Below are 18416 nucleotides of genomic sequence, written 5' to 3' on the forward strand. Positions count from 1 at the left end.
TCCGATGCCCACCCGCGAGCTCGACGAACCCGGCGCCCCGGTGAGCGACTGGCGCGAGGACCCGTGGGACGCCTCATTGGGCGCCGGCGAGGTCGAACCGCTCCGATCGCAGTCCCGCGTCGGCAAGTGGGTCGGCTTCGGTCTGCTCATCCTCGCCCACCTCCTCATCATCGGCGGCGGGATCTACGGCTGGTGGTACATCCGCCAGGCCAACCCGCCCGGGGACGCCGGGGCGGTGGTCCCGTTCGAAGTGGCCGAGGGCGAGACGCTCGCCGACGTGAGCGCCCGCCTCGAGGACGAGGGCATCATCACCAACGCCGGCTTCTTCAGGTCCTATGCCGACGACCACGGCGGTCTCGAGGCGATCGAGCCCGGCCTCTACCTGCTGCGCCCGGGCGACCACGTGGGCAACATCATGAGTCGGCTGCGCACCTCGCCGAGCGAGACCACGACCCGGGTGACCTTCCCCGAGGGCTACACGCTCCAGCAGATGGCCAACCGCCTCGCCGACCAGGAGCAGTTGCCCCAGTTCTCGGCCGAGGACTTCATGGCGGCGGCCAACGATCCCACGATCCCGGCGACGTTCCGTCCGGCCGGCGTCACGAGCCTCGAGGGTCTGCTGTTCCCGGCGACGTACGAGATCTCCAACGCCGACACCGAGCGCCAGATCGTCGAGCGCATGGTCGACGCGATGGAGCGTGTCGGGGAGCAGGAGGCGATCACCGCGCCCGAGACCGCCGGCTACACGCCCTACCAGATCCTCATCATCGCCTCGATGATCGAGCGTGAAGCCCGCACCGAACGAGACCGGCCGCTGATCGCCCGCGTGATCTACAACCGCCTCGCCGAGGGCTGGTCGCTCAACATCGACGCCACCGTCCTCTACGGCCACGACCCGGCCGTGCTGGAGCAGCGGGGCATCGACCTGTCCGACCTCCAGCCCGGCGACATCGACACGCTGCGCACGCTCGACACCCCGTGGAACACCTACACGAGGGCGGGCTGGCCGCAGACCCCGATCGCCAATCCCGGGCGGGCATCGATCGACGCCGCCCTGAATCCGGCGCCCAACCCGAGTGCCGGCGAGGCGGTCTGTCAGAACTTGCCCCCCGAGCAGGCGTGCCGCTACATGTACTACGTGCTCGCCGACGACCAGGGCAACCACAGCTTCTGGGTCACCGAGGAGCAGTTCAACGTGGCGGTGCAAGAAGCCAGCGACGCCGGCCTGCTGGGTGCCGGTGACTGACCGGCCGGCGCCGGTCGCCGCGGTCATCGGGTCACCCGTCGGTCACTCGTTGTCGCCGGTGATCCACCGCGCCGCGTTCGCCGCGGCCGGGCTCGACTGGTCCTACGTGGCGTTCGACGTCGCCGCCGGGCGCGCCGACGAGGCGCTCGCCGCCATGCGGGTGCTCGGCATCGCCGGCTACTCGGTGACGACGCCCCACAAGGAACAGGTGGCCGCAGGTGTCGACGAGCTCGCCGAGTCCGCCGCCGCGCTCGACTCGGTGAACACCGTCGTGGCCGGCGGCGACGGGCGGCTGATCGGCCACAGCACCGACGGCGACGGGTTCGTCGCCTCGCTCGAGGCCGAAGGCGTCGGCGTCACCGGGCTGCGTATCGTCGTGCTCGGCGCCGGGGGTGCGGCCCGCAGCGTGGTGAGCGCGCTGGGCCGGGCAGGGGCGGCCGACATCGCCGTCGTCAACCGCACGCCCGGACGCGTCGGCGCCATCGTCGCCCTCGCCGGCACGGCGCACGCCGCCGACGATGCAGCCACGGCCGTTGCCGACGCCACCCTCGTCGTGAACGCCACGTCCGTCGGATTCGGCACCGACGACATCCCACTCGACCCGGCGTGGCTGCGGCCCGAACACCTCGTGGCCGACCTGGTCTACCACCCGCTCGAGACGGCGCTGCTCCGAGCGGCGGCCGCCGCCGGGGCCCGGACGTTCGACGGGCTCGGCATGCTCATCCACCAGGCGGCGCTCCAGCAGCGCCTGTGGACCGGCAACGACCCCGACGTGGCGGCCATGCGGGCCGCCGCCGAGCGCGAGCTCGCCCGGCGCGCCGGCGAAGTGTGAGCCTTCGACGCGGGTTTCCGCGTCCCTGAGTCACACTCCTCGGTCGGTGAGGCTCAGCAGGCGGGTCCGGCGACGTCGATGCGTGCATCACCGAGGTGATGGGCAACGCCCTGGGCCGTCGGCGACGCAGGCCAGTAGCGTTGCCCAACGATGTTGCGGTACCTGACAGCCGGCGAATCCCACGGCCAGAGCCTCGTCGTGATCGTCGAGGGCCTTCCAGCCGGCCTCGAGGTCACGGCCGACGACCTCGCCGTCGAGCTGGGGCGGCGCCGTCTCGGCTACGGCCGCGGGCCGCGCCAGCGGTTCGAGGCCGACGAGCTGACGCTGATCGGCGGTATCCGCCACGGCCGCACGCTCGGCTCGCCGGTGGCGATCGAGATCGGCAACTCGGAGTGGAAGCGCAGCGACAAGTGGCACGACGAGATGTCGCCGGCGCCGGGCGCCACCGACTTCCCGCTCACCCAGGTGCGCCCCGGCCACGCCGACCTCGCCGGCATGCAGAAGTACGGCTTCTCCGACGCGCGCGACGTGTTGGAGCGGGCGAGCGCCCGTGAGACCGCGGCTCGTGTGGCCGCCGGCGCGCTGGCCAAACTCCTGCTGCGCCAGATCGGCGTGGAGATCATCTCCCACGTGATCCAGCTCGGCTCGGCGCTCGCCAAGGGCGACCGGCCGACGCCCGCCGACCTCGCCACCGTCGACGCCTCCGAGGTCCGCTGCTTCGACGCCGCGGGCACCGAGGCGATGATCCACGAGATCAAGGCGGCCGCCAAGGATGGCGACTCGCTCGGCGGCGTGGTCGAGGTGCTCGGCTACGGCGTCCCCGTCGGTCTCGGCAGCCACGTCCACTGGGACCGCAAGATCGACGCCCTGCTCGCCCAGGCCCTGATGAGCATCCAGGCCGTGAAGGGCGTGGAGATCGGCGACGGCTTCGACGTGGCCGGGCAGCGGGGGAGCGTCGCCCACGATGCCATCCGCTGGGACGCCGACGAGGAGCGCTACCGCCGCGACACCACGCTCGCCGGCGGGGTGGAGGGTGGCATCACCACGGGCGAGTTGCTCGTCGCCCGGGCGGCGATGAAGCCCCTCGCCACCCTCAATGTGCCGGTGCTCGAGACGGTCGACACGGCGACCAAGGAGTCGGCGGTGTCGTTCAAGGAGCGCACCGACGTCACGGCCGTGCCGGCCATGGGCGTGGTCGCCGAGACGATGGTCGCCCTCGTCCTCGCCGCCGAGGCCCAGCGCAAGTACGGCGGCGACAACGTCGACGAGTTCGTACGCAACGCCCGGTCCTTCCACGCCCAGCTGCACCCGTGACGCGCCACGTCGTCCTGGTGGGCCTGATGGGCTCGGGCAAGACCACCGTCGGCAAGCTCCTCGCCGAGCGGATGCAACGGCCGCTCGTCGACACGGATGCCGCTGTGGAGGCGGCCACCGGGCGCACGGTGCGGGAGATCTGGCTGGCCGAGGGGGAGCCGGCGTATCGCGTCCTCGAGAACGGTGTGGTCGTCGACGCCCTCGCCGCCGCCGAGCCCAGCATCATCGCCGCCGCAGGTGGGGTGGTGCTGTCGCCGGACAACCGCCACGCCCTCGCCGACGCCGACGCCCTCGTCGTGTGGCTGTCGGCGGACCCCGACGTGCTCGTCGGCCGCGCCGTCACGGGCGCCCACCGGCCGTTGCTCGACGACGACCCGCACGGCGCGCTCCGGAAGATGGCGACCGATCGCGCCGACCTCTACGCCGAGGTGGCCGACGTCGTCGTCGACGTCACCGACCGCCGGCCCGAGGCCATCGCCGACGAGATCGTCGCCCTGGTCGGCCGCGAGACGACGAGCGGGACGAACCCGTGAGCGACCTGCGCACCGTCACGGTCCCGCTCGGCGACCGCAGCTACGACGTCCTGGTCGGCGCCGGTGCCGTCGAGCACCTGCCGTCGCTGCTGCCGGCGACGGCGCGGCGTGTCGCCGTGATCACGCAGGCCGGCATTCCGCTCGGCGGCGCCGAGGCATTGACCGCACTCGACCTCGGCGGGCGCGTGATCACGCGCATCGAGATCGGCGACGGTGAGGTGGCCAAGTCGCTCACCACCATCGAGCACGTCACGCGGGCGTTCGCCGGCGCGGGCATCACGCGCAACGACGTGGTGGTCGGGATCGGAGGCGGGATGGTCACCGACGTCGCCGGGTTCGCCGCCGCCGTGTGGCACCGCGGCGTGCCCGTCGTCCACGTGTCGACGACGCTGCTCGGCATGGTCGACGCGGCGATCGGTGGGAAGACCGGCGTCAACCTGCCGGAGGGCAAGAACCTCGTCGGCGCCTTCTGGCAGCCGGCCGGAGTGATCTGCGACCTCGACGCCCTCGACACCCTGCCGGCCCGCGAGCGTCGCTCCGGTGACGGCGAGATGGCCAAATACCACTTCCTCGTCGGAGAGGACCTCGCCGCTCTGCCGCTGGTCGACCGCATCGCCCGCTGCGTGCGGATCAAAGCCGACGTCGTGGCCAGCGACGAGCGTGAGGGTGGCCGGCGAGCGCTGCTCAACTACGGCCACACCCTCGCCCACGCCCTCGAGATCGCCACTGGGCACAACCTCACTCACGGCGAGTCCGTCGGTGTCGGCCTGATCTTCGCCGCCCGGCTGGCCGAGCGGCTGGGTCGCATCGACGCCGCCCGGGTCGACGAGCACGTCGCCGTCGTCGGGGACCTGTACGGCCTGCCCACCGAACCGCCCGCCGGCCTCGATCCGGCCGCCCTGCTCGAACTGATGGGGCGGGACAAGAAGGCGCTCGACGGACTCACGTTCGTGCTCGACGGCCCCAGCGGGGTGGAGGTCGTCGCCGGTGTCGACCCGTCCGCCGTTCTCGACACGCTGCACCGCTACGGTGCCCAGCCATGACCGAACCGGGAACGGCCGATCACGACGCACCGAGGCCACTGGTCCTGCTCCTGCACGGGCCCAACCTCAACCTGCTCGGTACCCGGGAGCCGGAGGTGTACGGCACCGCCACGCTCGACGATCACGTGGCGTCGGCGACCGCCGCCGCCGATCGGCACGGCCTCGACGTCGAGGCGCACCAGACGAACCACGAGGGCGAGCTCGTCGAGCTCATCCACGGCGCCCGGGGGCGCTGTGCGGCCATCGTGATCAACCCCGGCGCGTTCACGCACTACGCGTGGAGCATCCACGACGCCCTCGCCGCCTTCGACGGCGTCGTCGTCGAGGTGCACCTGTCGAACCCCAACGCCCGCGAGCCGTGGCGCCACACCAGCGTGATCGCCCCCGTGGCCACCGGCACGATCGCCGGCTTCGGCGGCCTCGGTTACGCGCTGGCGATGCAAGCCGTCGCCGCCCGCCTGACTGCGAGATAGTGCCTGGGTAACAGATGGTGCCTGGCACCATCTGTTACCCCACGCGGTCCGCAGTAGCGTCGGGGGCATGAGCTCCCCGGACGAGGCGGTGTTGCAGGCCAAGGTGCTGACGGTGAGTGACGGCGTGGTGCACGGCACCCGCGAGGACCTCAGCGGCCGGGCGTTGGTCGAGCAGCTCTCCGACGCCGGGTTCGACGTCGTCGAGCACCGTCTCACCGCCGACGGCGCGCTCGAGGTCGCGACCGTGCTCACCGAGATGAGTGAGGGCTTCGCCGGGCTGATCGTCACCACCGGCGGCACGGGCTTCGCCCCTCGTGACCAGACCCCCGAAGGCACCCGCGACGTCATCGAGCGTGAAGCCCCCGGTCTCGCCGAGGCGATGCGCCTGGTCAGCCCGCTCGGGCGGCTGTCGCGCGGCATCGCCGGCGTCCGCGGTCAGTCGCTCATCTGCAACACGCCGGGCTCACCGAAGGGCTGCGTGGAGCAGCTCGGGGCGATCATCGACATCGTCCCGCACGCCCTCCAGCTGCTCCGCGACGCCCCCACGACCCACTGAGTCCCGCTCGCTGGCGGCTCAGATGCCTTCGGCGGCGTTGAGGCCTTCCTCGTCGACGGCCGCCCCGACCCGCTCGGCACGGAGCCGGGCGAACACTGCCGGCGGCTCACGCCACGGGTCGGCCAGCGTCCCGGCCTCGGCGTCCCGGATCGTGCGCCAGACCCGCTCGGCGGTGCACGGCATGTCGATGTGGCGCACGCCGAGATGGGCGAGGGCATCGATCACGGCGTTCTGCACGGCGGGTGTGGAGCCGATCGTGGCCGCCTCGCCGATCCCCTTGGCCCCCAGCGGGTTGAGCGGAGTCGGCGTCTGGGTGGACAGGACCTCGAAGCTCGGCATCTCGGCCGCGCTCGGGATGCCGTAGTCGGCCAGGTTCGCCGTCTGCGGGTTGCCGTCGGCGTCGTAGCGGACCTCCTCGAACAACGCCTGGGCGGCGCCGGCGGCCACGCCGCCGTGCTGCTGGCCCTCGACGAGCAGCGGGTTGAGGACCGTTCCGCAGTCGTCGACGGCGACGTGGCGGATCAGCTCGACGGCGCCGGTGTCGAGATCGACCTCGGCGACGGCGATGTGGGCGCCGAACGGGAAGGTCGACCCGTCCTGGTTGAAGACCTCCTCGGCGCCGAGCGGTTCGCCGGTCGTCTCGGCGGACGTCGCCGCCAGCTCGGCCCACGAGAGCGAGATGGCGGGGACGCCGGCCACGCCGAACGTACCGGTCTCGGTGTCGAGCACGATGTCGGCGACGTCGGCTTCGAGCAGCGTGGCGGCGAGTCCCTTGGCCCGCTCGACGAGGGCCGTGGTGGCCTGCCGCACCGCCGATCCTCCGAGCTGGAGTGAACGCGAGCCGCCCGTGCCGCCGCCCCGGGGGACGAGGTCGGTGTCGCCGTCGAGCAGCCGGATGCGGTCGACGGGAATGCCGGTCTGATCGTGCACCAGCATGGCGAAGGCGGTCTGGTGGCCCTGGCCGTGCGAGAGCGTGCCGGCCCGGACGGTGGCCGATCCGTCGTCGTGGACCTCGACGGCGCCGAACTCGGAGCCGTCGCCGCCCGCCGTGATCTCGACATAGGCGGCCACCCCGATGCCGAGCTGGAGCCGCGCCCCCTCGGCACGGCGCCGCTGCTGTTCGGCTCGCAACTCGTCGTATCCGGCCGCCGCGGCCGCGGCGTGGAGGGGCGTGGAGTAGGCGCCGCTGTCGTAGGTGAGCCCGGTCAGGGTGGCGAACGGGAACGTGTCGTCGGCGATCAGGTTGCGCCGGCGAAGTTCGATCGGGTCGATGCCGAGCTCGTGGGCGGCGTGGTCGACGAGGCGCTCGAGCAGGGCCGTGGCCTCCGGGCGGCCGGCGCCGCGGTAGGCGCCCATCGGTGTGGTGTTGGTGGCGGCGACGACGACGTCGAACTGGATCTCGCCGAAGCGGTAGATGCCGTTGGACATGCGCTTGGTGCCGGCCGGGAGGAACGCGCCGATGCTCGGATACGCGCCGGCGTCGCCGAGCAGGTGCACGCGCAGCGCCTCGAACGTGCCGTCACGACGGCAGATCAGTTCGGCAAACTGCACCTGGCCGCGACTGTGGGGGAGCGACACCATGTCCTCGCTGCGCCCGGCGTGCCAGGCCACCGGGCGGCCGAGCTGGCGTGCCGCCCCGGCGATCGCCGAGTACTCGGCACAGATCCCGGCCTTGCCGCCGAAGCCGCCGCCGACCTGCGGGGTGATGACGCGGACGTCGGAGCGTTCCATGCCGAGGGCGTCGGCCACCTGGGCGGCGAGCCCGTGGGGCATCTGCGTGGACGCGTAGAACGTGAGCCGGCCGTCGTCGCCGGGGATGGCGAGGCAGCCGTTGGGCTCCATCGGGACCACGGCGACGCGCTGGTTGAGGTAGGTCCCGCGCACCACGACCACGTCGGGATCGTCGGGGTCCTCGACGGCGACGGCATCGAACGACGAGATCGCCTCGTTGGAGCCGTGCACCGGGAACAGCACCTCGGCGCCCTCGGCCAGCGCGTCGGCGGGATCGATCGCCGCCGGCAACGGCTCGTAGTCGGCCCACACCAGGGCGGCGCCGTCGGCCGCGGCATCGAGCGACTCGCCGACCACCAGAGCGATCGGGTCGCCGACGAAGCGCACACGATCGGTCGCGATCGGCGGGCGGGCGAAGTCGGGGTGGACGGTGACGAAGCCGTGGTGGGGCGCGACGCCGATCGACGCGCCGGTGTACACGGCGACCACCCCGGGCGACGCCAGGGCCTCGTCGGTGTGGACCGTCCCGAGCGTGGCGTGGGCCATGTCCGACCGCACGAAGACGCCGTGCAGCTTGCCGTCGACGTCGAGGTCGTTGAGGTAGCGGTTGGCGCCGCGCAGCAGCGCGGGATCCTCGGTACGCAAGACCCGGGTGCCCAAGATCGATCCGTTCATCGGGCCCCATACAACCACGGGGCGTGTCGTCCGCCACGGCCAGCGGTATGGAAGCGGCCCGCCCGGGCCCGGCTCACTAGCCTCGGCGACGTGTTGCGCATGGTGCTGCCGAAGGGTTCGTTGGAGCGGGCGACGCTCGAGTTGTTCGAAGCGGCGGACCTCACCGTGCATCGATCGTCGGCGGTCGACTACAAGGCCACCGTCGACGATCCTCGCATCGACGACGTGCGCATCCTGCGGCCCCAGGAGATCCCGGTCTACGTGGCCGAGGGCCTGTTCGACATCGGCATCACGGGACGCGACTGGATCGAGGAGACGTCGAGCGAGGTCGTCTCGCTCGGTGAGCTGAAGTACTCCAAGGCGACGTCCGACCCGATCCGCATGGTGGTCGCCGTGGCCGGCGACTCCGAGGTCAACGCCGTCTCCGATTTCTCCGACGGCGTCCGCGTGACCTCGGAGTACCCCGAGCTGACGCGGCGGTACTTCACCAAGCACGGCATCGAGGCCGACGTCCGGCTGAGCTACGGGGCGAGCGAGGCAAAGGTGCCCGAGATCGCCGACTGCGTCGTCGAGATCACCGAGACCGGCAGGGCGCTGCGGGCGGCGGGACTGCGGATCATCGACACCGTCCTCGTCAGCTACACCGAGGTCATCGCCAATCCGGCCGCGTACGAGGATCCGGCCAAGCGCCATGCGATGGGCCAGCTGATGACGCTGCTCAACGGTGCGCTCAACGCCCGCGAGAAGGTGCTCCTGAAGCTGAACGTCTCGGCCGAGCAGTTCCAGGACGTCCTCGCCGTGCTGCCGTCGATGAAGTCGCCGACGATCTCCGAACTCGCCGGCGGCGGCTACGCCGTCGAGACGGTCGTCGAGAAGCGGACGATCAACGTGATCATCCCGGCCCTCAGCGACGCCGGCGCCACCGACCTCCTCGAGATCCCCATCTCGAAAATAGTGCCGTGATGCACGGCGTGGTGGTGGAGTTCGACGAGGCCGCCGGGTTGGGCGCGGTCGACGGCGACGACGGCACGCGCTACGACTTCCACTGCGTCGAGATCGCCGACGGCACCCGCGCCATCCCCGTCGGTGCCCACGTCACGTTCCGCCCGCTGCCCAAGCTCGGCCGGATCGAGGCGGCTGCGCTCGAACGCCCGTGAGCGCGCTGGCCGACGAGATCGCCGACGTGATCGCGTCGCTCCGCGAGGGTGAGGTGGTCAGCTACGGCGACGTCGCCCACGACGCCGGGCGTCCCGGCGCAGCGCGCGCGGTCGGCGCCCTGCTCGCCAGCACCGACCTCGATCTGCCGTGGTGGCGAGTGGTGCGCAGCGACGGCCGGCTCGCCACGGAGAAGCCGAGCCGACAGGCGGCCCTGCTGCGCGCCGAGGGCGTGATCGTGCGCAACTTCCGGGTGGTGGAAGCCCCGCTCGGGCGCTTCGCGCCGTGACGGCTGGGCGCTTCGCGCCGTGACGGCTGGCCGCTTCGCGCCGCGACAGCTTGCCGCTTCGCGGCGTGATCAGGAGTCGGCAGACGCCGTGTGGGCGCCCTTGACCTGCACGAAGGCCACGCGGATGTTGGCCAGGGCGTCGCGCAACGTCGGTGTCTCGGGTCCGAGCCGATCGCCCAATCCGTCGACGAGGGCGCCGAGGGCGTCGATCGCCAGGGCTGCGGACACGAGGTCGGGCGGACTGCCCGACAGGTGGATGGCGGCCAGCTCGTAGAGGCCCATGGCATGGTTGGTCACCACGACGTCGGCGGGGATCTCGGCCAGACGTCGCCGGGCGTCGGCGATGGCGTCCTGCGCCTCTTCGATGGCGTCGGCCGTGCTCCCGTCGCTCCCGTCGTCGAGGGACCCGTCGTCGATCTGCGAGGTTTCGTCGCTCACGTGAGCTACCCTACTGGGCGCCATATTCGCGAAGTGGGGGCAACCCCCACCCGGCCACGAATCGGGCGGGCTCCGAGCCCGACAGCCCACACAGATCGTGCGTCCGGGTCCAACGGTACGCTCCGGCGGCCGGCCGACGACCTCGGGTCGTCAGTCCGTCAGCAGCGTGCTCCGCGGCTTCTTCGCGTCGAGCACCACTGAGCACGGTCGCCGACCGTCAATTCAGAGAACCCGGAAAGACCAGCAAGGAGTACCGCCATTGCACAGGGGTGAGCAGTCATAGCCGCGCCAGCAGCACGCGAGCAACACCGGATCAACGACCGCATTCGGGCACGTGAGGTTCGCCTCATCGGTCCCGACGGAGATCAGCTGGGCATCAAGACGGTGCCCGAAGCGCTCCGGATGGCCCGTGGCCTCGACCTCGACCTCGTCGAGGTGGCCCCGATGGCCAACCCGCCGGTCTGCCGGATCATGGACTACGGGAAGTTCCGCTACGAGGAAGCCCAGAAGGCCAAGGAATCCCGCAAGAAGGCGTCCAACGTCTCGGTCAAGGAAGTCAAGTTCAAGCCGAAGATCGGCAAGGGCGATTTCGACGTCAAGGTCCGCCGCATCGACCAATTCATCCACGAGGGCCACAAGGTCAAAGTGACGATGCAGTTCCGCGGCCGCGAGATGGCGCACCCCGAGCTGGGCTCGAAGATCCTCGACGAAGTGCTCTCCGTGGTCGGCGAGTACGCCAAGGTCGAGACCCAGGCCCGACTCGAGGGGCGCAACATGTCGATGGTGCTGGCACCGGACCGCAAGGCCATCGACGCCAAGGCGGCTGCCCCGGCGCCCGACAGCACGAGCCCCGAGCAGGCGGACGCCACCACCCCCCAGGCGACTCCGGCAGCAGCCGACGAGGCAGCAGCAGCCGACGAGTCGGTAGATGAGACAGCAGCAGAGGCAGTAGAGGACTGACAGATGCCGAAGATGAAGACATCCAAGACCGCCGCCAAGCGGTTCAAGACCACGGGCAGCGGTCGGCTGCGCCGCGAGCAGTCGATGCGCCAGCACCTGTTCGAGAAGAAGCCGTCCACCCGGACGCGTCGCCTCGACGCCGATGCCGACGTCCACCCCACCGACGTCAAGAAGATCAAGCGCCTGCTCGGCGACCGCTGAGCCGCTTGCGACTGACAGCGCCATCTAGAACGAAACCAGGAGAAGACAAGACATGGCACGCGTGAAGCGCGGCGTCGCGGCGAAGCGGCGTCACAAGAAGGTGCTCGAGTCGGCGAAGGGCTACTACGGCAACAAGAGCCGTTCGTTCCGCGCCGCCAACGAGCAGGTGCTGCGGAGTGGGCAGTACGCCTTCCGCGATCGTCGGGCACGCAAGGGCGAGTTCCGACGCCTGTGGATCCAGCGCATCAACGCTGGCTGCCGCGCCAACGACCTCTCCTACAGCCGGTTCATCGCCGGGCTCAACGCCGCCGGGATCGAGGTGGACCGCAAGATCCTCGCCGATCTCGCCGTCACCGATCCGGCCGCCTTCGGCCGTCTGGTCGAGGCCGCCAAGGCGGCACTCTGACCGCACACGAGCGGCAGGCGAGCGATCGCCTGAGCTTCACGAACCCCCGGGTTCAACGACTGCGGCGCCTTCTCGGGCGCCGCAGTTCGCGTTCTGAGGAGGGCGCGCTCGTCATCGAGGGTCCGGTGATGGTCGCCGAGGCGATCGCGGCCGGCTGGGCGGTCGAGGCCCAGTTCACGGCGCCGGGCGTCGAGCCGGTGACGACGGGCGCGGCCACGCCGGTCGCGCGCCTGGCCCCCGGCGTCGCCGAGCGGGTGTCCGATCTGGAGTCGCCGACCGGCCTGTTCGCCGTGGTGGCACGGCCGTCGCGCGACGCCGCGGCAACGCTTGCCGCGGCGTCGTTCGTGGTCGTGGCCGACCGCATCGCCGAGCCAGGCAATCTCGGCACCATCATCCGTTCGGCCGAGGCAGCTGGCGCCGACGCCGTGGTCGTCACGCCGGGCACCGTCGACGAGACGAACCCCAAGGTGGTGCGGGCGTCGGCCGGTGCCCTGTTCCACGTGCCGGTGGTGCCCGCGGGCCTCGCCGACGTGGCGGCCGCCGGACTCCGCGTGATCGCCACCTCCTCGCACCGAGGCGTCGCGCACACCGCCTTCGATTGGTCGGGCCGGGTGGCCGTCGTCGCCGGCAACGAAGCGGCAGGGGTCGACCCCGCCGAGCCGGCGATCACCGACTGGGTTCGCATCGAGCACCACGGGCGGGCCGAGAGCCTCAACGTGGCGATGGCGACGACGGTGCTGTGCTTCGAGGTCGCCCGCGATCGTCCAGACTGACGACGTGTTGCGGGGGGCCAGCCGAACGTGCGCACCCGGCGCGCGTGACCTGCCTGGCCGGGCGACGCGACTCGAACACCTCGCGTTGATCGCCGCGGTCGTTCCCTTCGTCGTCGCAATGGTCAGGGCACGCGTCCAGCACTGGATGCCGATGGGGGACGCCACCTACTTCACGGCCCGATCCCTCGACGTGTTCACGTCGCATCGGCCCCTCGTCGGCGCCTGGTCGTCGGGGTCGGATGCCCTCGACGAGCTGGTCAACAACCTCGGGCCCCTTCAGCTCGACCTGCTCGCCCCGTTCACCCGCGTCTCGCCCTATCTGGGCACCGGCGTGGCGACGGCGCTCGTCAACGCCGGCTGTGTCGTGCTGGTGTGGTGGTCGGCGCGGCGGCTCGTCGGTCCGCGGCGGGTGGCCGTGGTGATGGCCGGCACGTTGGTGCTGATGTCCACGTTGGGCCTGTCGTGGCTGCTCGACGCCCGCCAGCAGTTCGCCATGGTGCTGCCGCTGTATGCCCTGCTGTGGCTGGCGACGGCGATGGCCGCCGGCGTCGGGGGAGCGGTGCCGTGGGGCCTCGTCGCGGCGAGCCTGGTGGTGCAGACCCACTTCACGTACGCCTACCAGGGCATCGTCATCGCCGCCTTGGGGCTGGGCGCGTTCGTTCTCGACGTCCGCCGGCGGCCGCGCCCCGGGATCGGCCGGGTCGTCGCGTGGAGCGTCGTCGCCCTCGTGGTGTGCTGGATCCAGCCGGTGATCGACCAGTTCTGGGGTGACGGCAACCTCGGTCGCGTGCTCACGTCGGCCGACAGCGGCCGCCCGGGTGCCGGGCTCGGGACCGGTGTCCAGCTCCTGGCCGGCGGCGCTCTCGCCCCACCGTTCTGGTTCCCGGGATCGATCGGCGACTTCCTGCTGCCCTACGACGGGATCTCGGCAGCCGCCGCGTGGGCCACCATGGTGGTCTGGGTCGGCCTCCTCGGCGCGCTGGCCGTCGCCGGCTTCCGCACCGGTCGCCGGGCGGCGGCACTCGCCGGTGCCGCCGGGCTCGGTGCGCTCGTCGCGGGATCGGTCGGGGCGGCCCGGATCCCCCCGTCGGTGTTCGGGCTCGTGCCGCAGAACTACTACTGGATCTGGGCGGTCGGCGCCTTCGTGTCCATCGTCCTGGCCGTCGGGCTGGCATCGCTGCCCTCGATTCCCGCCCCCGCCGACCGCGTCATCGCGGTCCTCGCCCCGACCGCCCTCGTCGGGCTGTGCGTGCTCGCCGCCTGGCCGCGGTACCCGGTGGCCACCGTGGCCCGTGACGAGGCGGCGGCCGATCGCGTCGGCCGGCCCTTGCGCGCCGAGCTCGCCCGGGCGTTCTCCAGCCCGACGTTCCCCCGGACCGTCGAGGTCGACCTCTCGGGCGGGCTGTTCGGCAACGCCTACCCGTTCGTCGTGCTCACCGAGCTGCAGCGGGCCGGCATCGAGTTCCGCTATCCACCCGGCAACACCAACCTGTACCGGTTCGGCTCGTCGCGATGCGCTCCGGCCGGGACGTATCCCCGGGTGCGCCTGGTCGCCGGCGATCTGCTCGAACTGCCCGCAGACTCGGTGGTGCTCGCCGAGGTCGCCGCGTTCGGCGACGAGGAGCGGGCCGAGCTGCGCGAGCTGCAGGCGCACTTCGCCGACCAGCTCCGGGCGGGATCGATCGAGATCGACACGGAGCGGGCCGAGGCAACCACCGGAGGTGCCATCGACGTCCTCCAGCTCGTGCTCACCTCGGACCGGTCGGCGCGGGGCCTGGCCGAATCGATGAAGGAGTGGCGCGCCTGGGGGTTCGTCGAGCTCCCAGCAGGCGACGCCGACGCGTTCGAGCGGTGGGTCGATCTCGAGTACCGCTCGATGATGGACTACCAGCTCGTGCTCCTCGAGCCGCCGTCCGCCGAGCCGCAGACGGTCGAGAGCGGCGGGGCGCTCACGTGCTGAGCGACTCGAGCCCTCCGTCGCCGAGCCCGGCGCGGGTGCCCGCGCTCGACGGCCTGCGCGGCGTGGCGATGCTGCTCGTCCTCGGCTACCACCTCGACGGCATCACCAAGCTGCCCGGCGGATGGGTCGCCATGGACGTGTTCTTCGCCCTGTCCGGATTCCTCATCACGTCGCTGCTCGTCGGCGAACATCACCGGACCGGGGCGATCAGCCTGCGTCGCTTCTACGTCCGCCGCTTCCGCCGCCTCGGGCCGGCGCTGCTCGTGATCCTGTCGGCCGTGATGGTGTGGGCGTGGGTGCGGGGCGGTGTCAGCACGTTCGGCACGCTGCGCCGGGAGGCGTTGTCGACGCTGCTCTACGTGGCGAACTGGAACCTCGTCGTCACCGACCGGTCGTACTTCGCCTCGTTCCAGGAGTCGCCCCTCCTGCACACCTGGTCGCTGGCGGTCGAGGAGCAGTTCTACGTCGTGTGGCCGCTGCTGTTCATCGTGATCGCCCGCCTGACCGGCCTGCGACCACGGCGGATGCTCGCCATCCTCGGCGTCCTGTTGGTGGCGTCGGCCGTGTGGATGGCCGTGATCTCCCGAGGTGGTGGCGATCCGTCGCGCGCCTACTTCGGCACCGACACGCGCGCCCAGGCACTGATCGCCGGTTGCATGCTCGCCGTGGCCATCGGGCCTGGTGGCGTGCGCCGCCGTCCCGGACCGGCGGCGGCGACGGCGATCGGCGTCGGCGCCCTCGCCGCGTGGGCCACGCTCGCCTTGACCCTCGACGAGCGCACCCGGTGGGTGTACACGAGGGGCGGGTTCGTGCTGATCTCGGGGGTGGCCGTCGCGCTCGTCTACGCCTGCACGGTGATGAGCACCGGACCCGTGCGGGCGGTCCTCGCCAATCGGTGGCTGACGCGCTTCGGGGTGCGGACGTACTCGTTCTACCTGTGGCACTGGCCGGTGATCGTCTACCTCTCGCCGCCCCACGTCGAGCTGAGTCCGTTCTGGCTCGACGTGCTCCGGGTCGCCGTCGCCCTCACCCTGACCGAGCTGACGTTCCGATTCGTCGAGCACCCGATCCACTCCGGCCGGGTCCGTGTGTCGCACCCAGCGGCCGTCGTCACGTCGGCGGTCGCCGCCACGTTCGCCATCGTTGCCGTCACCACGATCGGCGACGGGGCGGCGACGTCGTCGGCCGACACCAGCGGCGTCCTCATCGGCGGCGCCGACGGCCCGGCCGTTTCGAACGAACCCACACGGGGTCTGCCCGAGGTGCTGCTGCTCGGCGACTCGAGCGCGTGGGTGATCGGCGGCAACGTCCCGACGGACCTGCCCTACCGGGTCTCCACCGTGTTCCACGCTCAGTGCGACGTGGTGGGTGACGTGATCTACACCGGCGCTGCGACGTTCGGCTCGTCGGACGCCTGCGCCGGGCGCAGCGATGACTGGGGGACCGGCCTCGCGGCCACCGACCCCGACGTCGTACTCGTCTCGTTCGGGCTGCGCCAGTTGTTCGATCTCGACGACGGCGGCGAACGCCTGGAGGTCGGCACCGACGACTGGCGCCGTGCGTTCGGTGCCGGTGTTGCGGCGGCCGTCGACGAGATCCGCGCCGTCACCGACGCACCGATCCGCTGGTTGGAGGTGCCGTGCTTCACGTGGGCGGCGGCCGACACCGCCGGCGAGGAGCACGACGCCGAACGGATCGACGCCGTCAACGCCGAGCTCGCCGCCGTGCTGGCCGGCGCCGACGACGCCGCGGTGGTGAGCGACTATCGCAACTGGCTGTGCGACGGCGCCGACCTCACCCACAACATCGTCGAGCGCCGGCCCGACGGTGCCCACCTGACCCCGGAGGCGAGCATCGAGCTGTGGACCCGGCTCGAACCGGTCATCGCGGCCGCCGTCGGCGCGGACCCCGACCGATGACGGCGCCGAGCGGCGTGTGGCGCCGCCTGCGGGCCGTCGGGGGCCCCTGGGTGCTCGCCGTCGTGCTGGTCGGTGCCCTGCTGCGTGTCGCCCCGATGGTCGCCCAGCTGCCCTTCACCCACAATCCCGACGAGAGCCGCAGCATCATCGCCGTCGCCGCCATGGTGGAGCAACGCACCACCGACACGACCGTGTACAGCTACCCGGCGCTGATGTTCAACGTCGAGGCCGCGGCGCTGACGCTGTGGGACGCCACGATCGGCGACGCCGACACACCCATCGAGTTCTCGTCGCCTGGAGCGACGCGATCGGTGAACACCGGCGCCATCGTGGTCATGCGGGTCGTGACCCTGCTGGCCAGCTGCGTCAACATCCTCTTGGCGGCGGCCCTCGCCCGCAGGATGTCGGGACGCACCGCGGCGGCCCTGCTCGCTGCCGCACTCGTCGCCGTCAACCCACTCGACGTCCGCCTCGGCGCGACCGTGACACCGGACCCGTTCGCCGGGGCCTTCTCGACCGCCGCGCTGCTCGCCGCCGTTTTCCTCGCCGAGCGGCTCTCCCTGCGCCGAGCCGTCGTCGCCGGCGCGATGGTGGGGCTCGCCGCCGCCAGCAAGTTCAACGCCGTGTTGGTCTCGGTCGGCATCGCCGTCGCAGTGGCCGTCCAGCGGCCGCCGCTACGCCGCGCCGCCGCGCTGCTCGGCGCGGCCGGGGTAGCGGCGGTGGTCGCCTTCGCCCTCACGAGCCCGCAGACGATCATCGACATCGACACCTACTGGTTCTGGTTCCGCCGCGAGCAGGGCCACTACCGCAACGGTCATCCCGGGTACGAGGGCGGCGCCGCCTGGTACTACCTGGCGACGATCGGGCGGATGGTCGGTCCGGCGCTCCTCGCCGTCCCCGTCGTCATCGCGCTCGATCGCCGGTTCCGGTTGCGGACCGCACCGGTCACCATCGCCGCCGTCGCCTACATCGGCGTGCTCGCCACGTACGTCACTCGCTTCGACCGCAACATGTTGGTGCTGTCGGGTGGGCTGGCCGCGCTCGCCGCCGTGGCCGTCGTCGTCGGCGTCGCCCACATCGCCGCCGACAGCCGGCGGGCCGTTGCCGTGGCCTCGGGCCTGGCCTTCTTGCTCCCCGCCGCGCTCACCGTCCGCACGCTCGTACGCGTCGAGGAGGACCCGTGGACGGCGGCGCGCAACTACATCCTCGAGGTCGTGCCGCCGGGGGCCCAGATCGTCGTCGAGTCGTACGGGCCGTGGCTGCCGCCCGAGCCGCTCGTCGTGCGCGGAGTGCTGCGCGCCATCGACCCCACCCCGCGGTGGTATCGCGACGAGCAGGTGGGCTACCTCGTCACGGTCGACGAGGTGCGCAATCGCTACGCCGACGCCGATCGGTATCCCGTCGAGCACTCCGCCTACGTCGATCTGCTCGCCGGCACGTGCGTGATGAAGACGTTCTCCAGCGACGAGTTCGACGTCGAGGTGCGCCGCGTCCTCCCCCTCGATTCGTCGCTGTCCGGCAACCGACCGTCGGACAGCCTGGCCGCAGCCCTTGGTTGCGGGAACATCGCCGAGTCGTGATCTGAGTGAGTGCACCCGTGCCTCGTCTGACAAGAACAGCTCGGTGAGGCGCCGGATCGGGCAAGACCGGCTCGTCGTGAACATGGCCGGTCACGTCCAGAACGAGGACGGGAACCGTCGTTGGGTACCGACGCGGCGCGCCGAACACCGATCGACTGTGTCTTGGTCATGTCTTCGGTTCGATGTGTCTCTTGTGAGGTGATCGATCAGCCGCGGTGCGGTCGGCGTGGTCGGTGTGGCAACGTGCGTCGGCGCCGGGAGTGTCCGGCGATGCGTCGCAAGTCTTCGAGTCGGGCCTCGGCCAGGAGCTGTAGCAAGAACGGGGTGGTGGG

19 protein-coding genes are annotated in these 18416 nt (G+C 71.6%); 17 read left to right on the forward strand and 2 right to left on the reverse strand.

Annotated features, from left to right (window positions below):
• The first annotated feature begins 4 nt into the window (after window positions 1–4).
• The 7 genes from mltG to DN771_RS24390 all read left to right on the forward strand — a co-directional run bounded on the left by mltG (window position 5) and on the right by DN771_RS24390 (window position 5997).
• Window positions 5–1246 carry an endolytic transglycosylase MltG gene (gene mltG / locus DN771_RS24360; protein WP_117000176.1) on the forward strand — a complete coding sequence of 414 codons (1242 nt, stop codon included), beginning with the start codon at window positions 5–7 and terminating at the stop codon, window positions 1244–1246.
• On the forward strand, window positions 1239–2078 hold the full coding sequence (locus DN771_RS24365) for a shikimate dehydrogenase (protein WP_162942369.1): 840 nt from the start codon (window positions 1239–1241) through the stop codon (window positions 2076–2078). The genes mltG and DN771_RS24365 overlap by 8 nt, the downstream gene beginning before the upstream one ends.
• Before the next feature lie 150 nt (window positions 2079–2228).
• Complete coding sequence (gene aroC / locus DN771_RS24370; RefSeq protein ID WP_117000178.1) at window positions 2229–3392, forward strand: chorismate synthase; 1164 nt, start codon at window positions 2229–2231, stop codon at window positions 3390–3392.
• Window positions 3389–3925: a shikimate kinase gene (locus tag DN771_RS24375; protein ID WP_205528752.1), complete on the forward strand. Its 537-nt coding sequence runs from the start codon at window positions 3389–3391 to the stop codon at window positions 3923–3925. The genes aroC and DN771_RS24375 overlap by 4 nt, the downstream gene beginning before the upstream one ends.
• Entirely contained in the window at window positions 3922–4968 is a 1047-nt protein-coding gene (locus tag DN771_RS24380; RefSeq protein WP_227462466.1) for a 3-dehydroquinate synthase family protein, read from the forward strand. Before DN771_RS24375 ends, DN771_RS24380 begins: the two co-directional genes overlap by 4 nt.
• Window positions 4965–5441, forward strand: coding sequence for a type II 3-dehydroquinate dehydratase (locus DN771_RS24385; RefSeq protein ID WP_117000179.1), 477 nt, complete (start codon window positions 4965–4967; stop codon window positions 5439–5441). The genes DN771_RS24380 and DN771_RS24385 overlap by 4 nt, the downstream gene beginning before the upstream one ends.
• A 67-nt stretch (window positions 5442–5508) precedes the next feature.
• Window positions 5509–5997, forward strand: coding sequence for a MogA/MoaB family molybdenum cofactor biosynthesis protein (locus DN771_RS24390; RefSeq protein WP_117000180.1), 489 nt, complete (start codon window positions 5509–5511; stop codon window positions 5995–5997).
• A gap of 18 nt (window positions 5998–6015) precedes the next feature.
• On the opposite strand, the gene DN771_RS24395 is transcribed toward DN771_RS24390, so the two are convergent.
• Window positions 6016–8403, reverse strand: a complete 2388-nt coding sequence (locus DN771_RS24395; RefSeq protein ID WP_117000181.1) for a xanthine dehydrogenase family protein molybdopterin-binding subunit — start codon at window positions 8401–8403, stop codon at window positions 6016–6018.
• Between the two features lie 90 nt (window positions 8404–8493).
• On the opposite strand from DN771_RS24395, the gene hisG reads away from it, so the two are divergent.
• Genes hisG through DN771_RS24405 form a run of 3 tightly spaced genes read left to right on the forward strand, consistent with a single transcriptional unit; the run spans window position 8494 to window position 9847 of the window.
• Window positions 8494–9366 (forward strand): ATP phosphoribosyltransferase, encoded by an 873-nt coding sequence (hisG, locus tag DN771_RS24400; RefSeq protein ID WP_117000182.1) that lies wholly within the window; start codon window positions 8494–8496, stop codon window positions 9364–9366.
• Window positions 9363–9560 (forward strand): hypothetical protein, encoded by a 198-nt coding sequence (locus DN771_RS30180; RefSeq protein WP_205528753.1) that lies wholly within the window; start codon window positions 9363–9365, stop codon window positions 9558–9560. The genes hisG and DN771_RS30180 overlap by 4 nt, the downstream gene beginning before the upstream one ends.
• The gene (locus DN771_RS24405) at window positions 9557–9847 is read left to right on the forward strand and encodes an MGMT family protein (protein ID WP_205528754.1); all 291 of its coding nucleotides are present in this window, start codon (window positions 9557–9559) and stop codon (window positions 9845–9847) included. The genes DN771_RS30180 and DN771_RS24405 overlap by 4 nt, the downstream gene beginning before the upstream one ends.
• Window positions 9848–9916: 69 nt before the next feature.
• Here the strand turns inward: DN771_RS24405 and DN771_RS24410 are convergent, their stop codons facing one another.
• The gene (locus tag DN771_RS24410; RefSeq protein ID WP_117000184.1) at window positions 9917–10285 is read right to left on the reverse strand and encodes a hypothetical protein; all 369 of its coding nucleotides are present in this window, start codon (window positions 10283–10285) and stop codon (window positions 9917–9919) included.
• A gap of 279 nt (window positions 10286–10564) precedes the next feature.
• Here DN771_RS24410 and infC point away from each other — a divergent pair, with 279 nt between their 5' ends.
• Genes infC through DN771_RS24445 form a run of 7 tightly spaced genes read left to right on the forward strand, consistent with a single transcriptional unit; the run spans window position 10565 to window position 18084 of the window.
• On the forward strand, window positions 10565–11245 hold the full coding sequence (gene infC / locus DN771_RS24415) for a translation initiation factor IF-3 (protein WP_117000185.1): 681 nt from the start codon (window positions 10565–10567) through the stop codon (window positions 11243–11245).
• 3 nt (window positions 11246–11248) lie between these two features.
• Window positions 11249–11446 carry a 50S ribosomal protein L35 gene (rpmI, locus tag DN771_RS24420; protein WP_117000186.1) on the forward strand — a complete coding sequence of 66 codons (198 nt, stop codon included), beginning with the start codon at window positions 11249–11251 and terminating at the stop codon, window positions 11444–11446.
• Between the two features lie 52 nt (window positions 11447–11498).
• Window positions 11499–11852 carry a 50S ribosomal protein L20 gene (rplT, locus tag DN771_RS24425; protein ID WP_117000187.1) on the forward strand — a complete coding sequence of 118 codons (354 nt, stop codon included), beginning with the start codon at window positions 11499–11501 and terminating at the stop codon, window positions 11850–11852.
• 29 nt (window positions 11853–11881) lie between these two features.
• Window positions 11882–12625 carry a TrmH family RNA methyltransferase gene (locus DN771_RS24430; protein ID WP_420810939.1) on the forward strand — a complete coding sequence of 248 codons (744 nt, stop codon included), beginning with the start codon at window positions 11882–11884 and terminating at the stop codon, window positions 12623–12625.
• 4 nt (window positions 12626–12629) lie between these two features.
• A complete protein-coding gene (locus tag DN771_RS24435; RefSeq protein ID WP_117000189.1) occupies window positions 12630–14585 on the forward strand; it encodes a hypothetical protein in 1956 nt (651 codons plus the stop codon).
• Between the two features lie 35 nt (window positions 14586–14620).
• Window positions 14621–16504: an acyltransferase family protein gene (locus tag DN771_RS24440; protein ID WP_117000190.1), complete on the forward strand. Its 1884-nt coding sequence runs from the start codon at window positions 14621–14623 to the stop codon at window positions 16502–16504.
• Window positions 16501–18084: a glycosyltransferase family 39 protein gene (locus DN771_RS24445; protein ID WP_162942371.1), complete on the forward strand. Its 1584-nt coding sequence runs from the start codon at window positions 16501–16503 to the stop codon at window positions 18082–18084. Before DN771_RS24440 ends, DN771_RS24445 begins: the two co-directional genes overlap by 4 nt.
• Window positions 18085–18416 lie beyond the last annotated feature (332 nt).

This window comes from Desertimonas flava, from assembly GCF_003426815.1.
Classification (GTDB): domain Bacteria; phylum Actinomycetota; class Acidimicrobiia; order Acidimicrobiales; family Ilumatobacteraceae; genus Desertimonas; species Desertimonas flava.

Coding starts and splice junctions, on each gene's coding strand:
- rplT (WP_117000187.1), top strand. CDS start 11,499: ATGGCACGCGTGAAGCGCGGCGTCGCGGCGAAGCGGCGTCACAAGAAG.
- DN771_RS24395 (WP_117000181.1), bottom strand. CDS start 8,403: ATGAACGGATCGATCTTGGGCACCCGGGTCTTGCGTACCGAGGATCCC.
- DN771_RS24390 (WP_117000180.1), top strand. CDS start 5,509: ATGAGCTCCCCGGACGAGGCGGTGTTGCAGGCCAAGGTGCTGACGGTG.
- rpmI (WP_117000186.1), top strand. CDS start 11,249: ATGCCGAAGATGAAGACATCCAAGACCGCCGCCAAGCGGTTCAAGACC.
- mltG (WP_117000176.1), top strand. CDS start 5: ATGCCCACCCGCGAGCTCGACGAACCCGGCGCCCCGGTGAGCGACTGG.
- DN771_RS24385 (WP_117000179.1), top strand. CDS start 4,965: ATGACCGAACCGGGAACGGCCGATCACGACGCACCGAGGCCACTGGTC.
- DN771_RS24445 (WP_162942371.1), top strand. CDS start 16,501: ATGACGGCGCCGAGCGGCGTGTGGCGCCGCCTGCGGGCCGTCGGGGGC.
- aroC (WP_117000178.1), top strand. CDS start 2,229: ATGTTGCGGTACCTGACAGCCGGCGAATCCCACGGCCAGAGCCTCGTC.